Source organism: Vibrio sp. 10N.237.312.B06 (genome assembly GCF_041464685.1).
Lineage (GTDB): Bacteria > Pseudomonadota > Gammaproteobacteria > Enterobacterales > Vibrionaceae > Vibrio > Vibrio tasmaniensis_A.
The window spans coordinates 1-4558 of sequence record NZ_JBFSPI010000153.1 but is presented as its reverse complement, the minus strand read 5'-3'; the positions used below and the strand labels follow the sequence as shown (position 1 = coordinate 4558).

Below are 4558 nucleotides of genomic sequence, written 5' to 3'. Positions count from 1 at the left end.
TCCCAGCCAAATATCCGTTCAGGTTCAAGCAATAATGCTTATCCGAACGGCATTACCTCATTTGACGAGCCTTTTTTAATGAATCACCTATACCCTCTGACCAAAACAATCCCCACGGTTACCTTTTGTTTACCTCGCCTCCTTTACTGTCCTTGATAAGAAAAATGAACCACAAGGAAAGAGCATGAAATTATTCGCTTCATTACTCACGACAGTCGGTATTACTGGTGTTGTCTGGGGGCTATTACATATTCAGCCTGCGATTGCGGATGCATCGACGGAGCAGCCAATCGCTGAGTTATCAACGAAACAGTCATCAATAAGTAAGCCGCTAACAAATAAGCCCGCAACTAAAAAACCACAAGTCACTGCAAACACAACTTTTCTGCAAGGTTTGAGCAAGACGATTCCATTAGAGGATGTTCCTGAGTTATGGGTGGACTTCTATCAGAGCCTCGAAGTCAATGACGAAAAGAGCGCACAACAACAAGTCATCGTGATCTATCAAGAGATCAGCTCTGATTTCAGCGAAGCAACAATCATGATTGGCTTCCCGACTCAGCAATCAAAATCAAATAAAAACAAGTCCTTAATTAAGCTCCCAAACAAAGCCAAAGGCACGCTTCTACTAGGTAAAGGCGAACATACCGAACAGGAATTAGCACAAGCTTGGGAAGGTATCGCGATATTAAAAGAAGTGGATATGGTTATAGAACATCACCAGCTGAACCAGCATGGTTTGCCAGATTCTAGTGAGTTATACGTCTATTATAAGAACAATCAGTAAAGGATTTAGTTATGAATTTCACTATGGATAGCATTGGGGATTTTCTCTCTCAAACATTCACAGAAACGAGCATCATCCTAACCGAAACTTGGGTAGATGATAATTTTCTGCTGCTTGCTCTGGCTCTGTTTATCTTTGAGCTTATCCGCTATGCCTTTAAGAAAAAGCTCAGCTGGAATATGTTGGTAGACAGCGCGACTAACTTAGTCACTTTGTTCTTCTTGTTGGTTACCCTTTTCTTTGTCGGGTTAGCCTATGTGGGCACGTTTGTTTACGCCTACGAGAATTTCAGCCTAACTCAGCTACCGATATCTGGTTGGACAATTCTGGGTTGCTTGATCTTGGCCGATCTCGCGTACTACTGGGAACACAGATTCTTGCACAGCAACGGTTTAGCTTGGGGAACGCACTCTGTTCACCATAGCTCGCCTTACTTTAATATCTCTGTCGCTTACCGATTCGGGCCTTTGGATTGGTTCTTCCCGTTCTTCTTTTATTTGCCGTTAATCCTGCTCGGATTCAATCCGTTTGTGGTGCTGATGTGTGAAACCTTTGTGCAGCTTTATCAAACGCTATTGCACACCGAAACAGTTAAGCGCCTGCCCCGCCCTGTTGAAGCGGTGTTTAATACGCCTTCACACCACAGAGTGCATCACGCGACCAACAAGCAGTATCTTGATAAGAACTATGCTGGCATCTTTATCATTTGGGATCGTATGTTCGGCACCTTCGCTAAAGAAGAGGAAGAAGTCAGATACGGTGTGTTCCCGAGAATCAACTCTGTGAACCCATTTAAGGTATATTTCCACGGCTACGTTAAACTGTGCCAACAGTTATGGCATGCGCCAAATTGGAATTATCGACTACAGCTTCTTATTCAGCCGCCTATTTGGGCTTGGAAAAGAGAACGAGAAACAAAGTAAGGACACTTATGAGCATTAACGCCCTGCTGATTGAAGACGACAGCGACTTAGCAGAAGCCATTGCAGACTATATGGAACTCGACGGTTTCGAATTCGATTTTGCTTACAATGGCTGCGCAGGGCTCAACCTTGCGTTAGAGGGGCGTTATGACATCATTTTGACGGACATCAACATGCCGAAAATGGACGGGCTTGATGTCTGCCAATCACTTCGCCAACAAGGTGTCACGACACCGATCCTAATGTTGACCGCAAGAGACACGCTACAGGACAAGATCGCGGGGTTCGAAGTAGGTTCGGATGACTATCTAGTGAAGCCTTTTGCGATGGAAGAGTTGAAAGTACGGCTGATGGCGTTGATACGTCGCTCTCAAGGTTCGGTGACGTCGCTGTCTGTGGCAGATCTCCAACTGGACTTAGACAAGCACCAAGCCCTTAGAGACGGCAAGCTATTGAAGCTCTCGCCAGTATGTTGGCGAATGCTCGTTATGTTAGTGCGAAACAGCCCTAACGTGGTGAGCAAAGCCAAGCTTGAAGAAGCATGGGAAGACGAAATGCCAAGCTCTGACAGCGTGAAAGCGCACCTGTTTAAGCTTCGACAAGTGGTTGATGCGCCCTTTGACTCAAAACTGATTCACACGGTTCATGGTATTGGTGTGGTCTTGCATGAGGAGCCATCATGAAACACGCGAACATGAATCGAGTCAGTATTAAGCGCGACATCTATCTCTATTTATTTGGCATCGTCGTGCTACTGACGGCCATCTACAGTTTGATGGTTTCACAGAGCTACCATATTGGCCTTAATGAATCGGCAAAATATGGATTCTTGTATGAGTTGGAAGTCGCAGAGCAGCAATACATCGAAACAGGGCAACTGCCAGACTACCAAAACCCAACATTCCAAGCCTTTCTAAGCTATTCAGAGCTGCCTGTTAAGTTTCAACAAACCTTTGATTGGAAAGCGTTTGATAACGATGCGATTTATGAACACTACGAGCGATCACCTAACAATGATTCAGGCCAATACCTCTATGCAGCCAAACATCAAATTTCCGGCAAAGACGAAGCCTTGTACATCATTTCTGAGTACGATGAAGCCATCTATTTGAATCTATTCGAGCTGAACCCACCTGATTCCGTCAACCAAATTAACAATGCCTTCATTGCCATCGGCGCTCTTTTACTCTTGGTGTTCTTGATCATTCGCCTTCTGATACATCGAGTTACTAAACCGATCATTACCTTATCTAAATGGTCTGAATCTCTGGATGTGGGCAACACTGAAGGGCTGACTCAGTTTCGATACAAAGAAATCGACCAGTTGGCTACGCAGCTTGTAAAGAGCGTACAAGGTGAGCGTCAGGCCAATGAGCGTGAGAGCTTTTTCTTAAGAGCAGCGAGCCACGAGTTAAGAACACCGATTGCCACTATTTCAGCCAGTGGCGATATGCTGGTGCGGTTGTCTGAAAGTATTCCCAACAGCGGCCAACGAGCCGTCGCACGAATCCAACGCTCAGCCACCAACATGAAAGCCTTAGTGACAACTCTGCTATGGATGAGCCGTAATAACGAGATGGAAACCAACTATGAGCAAATCAAGCTGACTCCCCTGCTCAATAACATTATCGAAAGCCAACGTTATCTTTTAAAAAACAAAGAAGTGGACATTCAAACCAAGGTTGAGCAAGAAGAACATACCCTGCCCCGTGAATTAACTGAGGTTGTGCTCACCAACTTAATCCGAAATGCATTTCAGCATGGTGGCAGCGGAGATATCAGCATCACACTGACAGAACATCAGTTTGAGGTAATCAACCGCTTGGAAGATGAAAACCTAGCAAACGACTCAGTACAGCAAACCTCTTTTGGTATCGGCCTAGAGCTCATTGATCGCGTTTGTCAGAACCAAGGTTGGCAGTTTACTCATGAAACTCACAACAATAAGTTCAACGTTAAGGTAATTCTGTAGATGCTTAATTGATGGTGACCAAAAGTTTACCCTTGCTTGGTTATGCTAATCGCACAATCTAGTTAGGAGTAATGTTATGGGCACTTGGATTCTAGAAACACTATTGTGGGCTGTGGTAACCGTGGCGGTTTGTGTCGCGATTTGGGGTCTTTACTTACCTAATATATTAATCGCATTAGGCGTGTCGGTAGCGGTATCGCTGTTACTGGGGAATAGCTGGAGAAGCTAGAATTTCGGCAAGAAGACGATGAGCAAAACGAGCTGTGCGCTTACACACCCGACAGCACCTAAGTTACTAAGTTACTAAGTTACTAAGTTACTAAGTTACTAAGTTACTAAGTTAGATTGTTAGGTACTCACTGTCGGGCGCAGAATTGAATTAGCTAGTCAGCGTATCTTCGAATACACCAAGCTCGCGACCAAGCCAAGTCGCACGTACTGTATGGTCTAGAGTTTCTTCACCGCCGGTTACTGGGTGAATCAACACCGACATGTCACCGCGTTCTTTTTCAAGCCATTCCACAATGCCCGACTCTTTGTTCGCAAAGTGAATCTCAAACATCGGCATTTTATGTGGCCCAACCAAACGCTGGATTAATGGAAAAGTCTCTAACACATCTTTACGTTCCGATAGAATTTTCTGACGCAGTGTTTCTGCCTGCTCTGCAAAGCGCAGAGGGAAATAGATATGACCGTGGTACATGGCACCATCCTTTAGAATTATGATGCGAACAGTTTAACCTGCTTTCTCTAGCAAGGACAGCCAACCAATGGCAGCCGAAGTACTAAACATCATGTAGAAGGCTGATCTAGCTGAAAGTTTCTAGGGCGTGTTGATCTTTGCTGTACATTTCGCGTTCAACAATACATCGGTAG

Annotated in this window: 6 protein-coding genes; 5 read left to right on the top strand and 1 reads right to left on the bottom strand. The window is 44.9% G+C overall.

All coding sequences use genetic code 11. The features are described 5' to 3' along the window. The first annotated feature begins 184 nt into the window (after positions 1–184). The 5 genes from AB6C75_RS22820 to AB6C75_RS22800 all read left to right on the top strand — a co-directional run bounded on the left by AB6C75_RS22820 (position 185) and on the right by AB6C75_RS22800 (position 3911). Positions 185–787 carry a hypothetical protein gene (locus tag AB6C75_RS22820; protein WP_372109394.1) on the top strand — a complete coding sequence of 201 codons (603 nt, stop codon included), beginning with the start codon at positions 185–187 and terminating at the stop codon, positions 785–787. An 11-nt stretch (positions 788–798) separates the two neighbouring features. Beyond that, a complete protein-coding gene (locus AB6C75_RS22815; RefSeq protein ID WP_372109392.1) occupies positions 799–1710 on the top strand; it encodes a sterol desaturase family protein in 912 nt (303 codons plus the stop codon). Between the two features lie 8 nt (positions 1711–1718). Continuing rightward, the gene (locus AB6C75_RS22810; protein ID WP_372109391.1) at positions 1719–2393 is read left to right on the top strand and encodes a response regulator transcription factor; all 675 of its coding nucleotides are present in this window, start codon (positions 1719–1721) and stop codon (positions 2391–2393) included. After that, positions 2390–3682, top strand: a complete 1293-nt coding sequence (locus AB6C75_RS22805; RefSeq protein ID WP_372109390.1) for a sensor histidine kinase — start codon at positions 2390–2392, stop codon at positions 3680–3682. Before AB6C75_RS22810 ends, AB6C75_RS22805 begins: the two co-directional genes overlap by 4 nt. Before the next feature lie 76 nt (positions 3683–3758). Continuing rightward, positions 3759–3911 (top strand): hypothetical protein, encoded by a 153-nt coding sequence (locus AB6C75_RS22800; RefSeq protein ID WP_009844874.1) that lies wholly within the window; start codon positions 3759–3761, stop codon positions 3909–3911. 150 nt (positions 3912–4061) lie between these two features. On the opposite strand, the gene AB6C75_RS22795 is transcribed toward AB6C75_RS22800, so the two are convergent. Beyond that, entirely contained in the window at positions 4062–4385 is a 324-nt protein-coding gene (locus tag AB6C75_RS22795) for a DOPA 4,5-dioxygenase family protein (protein WP_017103393.1), read from the bottom strand. Between the last annotated feature and the right edge of the window lie 173 nt (positions 4386–4558).

Bases quoted from the DNA above. Each gene is read 5' to 3' on its own strand.
- AB6C75_RS22820 (WP_372109394.1), top strand. From the start codon at position 185: ATGAAATTATTCGCTTCATTACTCACGACAGTCGGTATTACTGGTGTT.
- AB6C75_RS22815 (WP_372109392.1), top strand. From the start codon at position 799: ATGAATTTCACTATGGATAGCATTGGGGATTTTCTCTCTCAAACATTC.
- AB6C75_RS22810 (WP_372109391.1), top strand. From the start codon at position 1,719: ATGAGCATTAACGCCCTGCTGATTGAAGACGACAGCGACTTAGCAGAA.
- AB6C75_RS22805 (WP_372109390.1), top strand. From the start codon at position 2,390: ATGAAACACGCGAACATGAATCGAGTCAGTATTAAGCGCGACATCTAT.
- AB6C75_RS22800 (WP_009844874.1), top strand. From the start codon at position 3,759: ATGGGCACTTGGATTCTAGAAACACTATTGTGGGCTGTGGTAACCGTG.
- AB6C75_RS22795 (WP_017103393.1), bottom strand. From the start codon at position 4,385: ATGTACCACGGTCATATCTATTTCCCTCTGCGCTTTGCAGAGCAGGCA.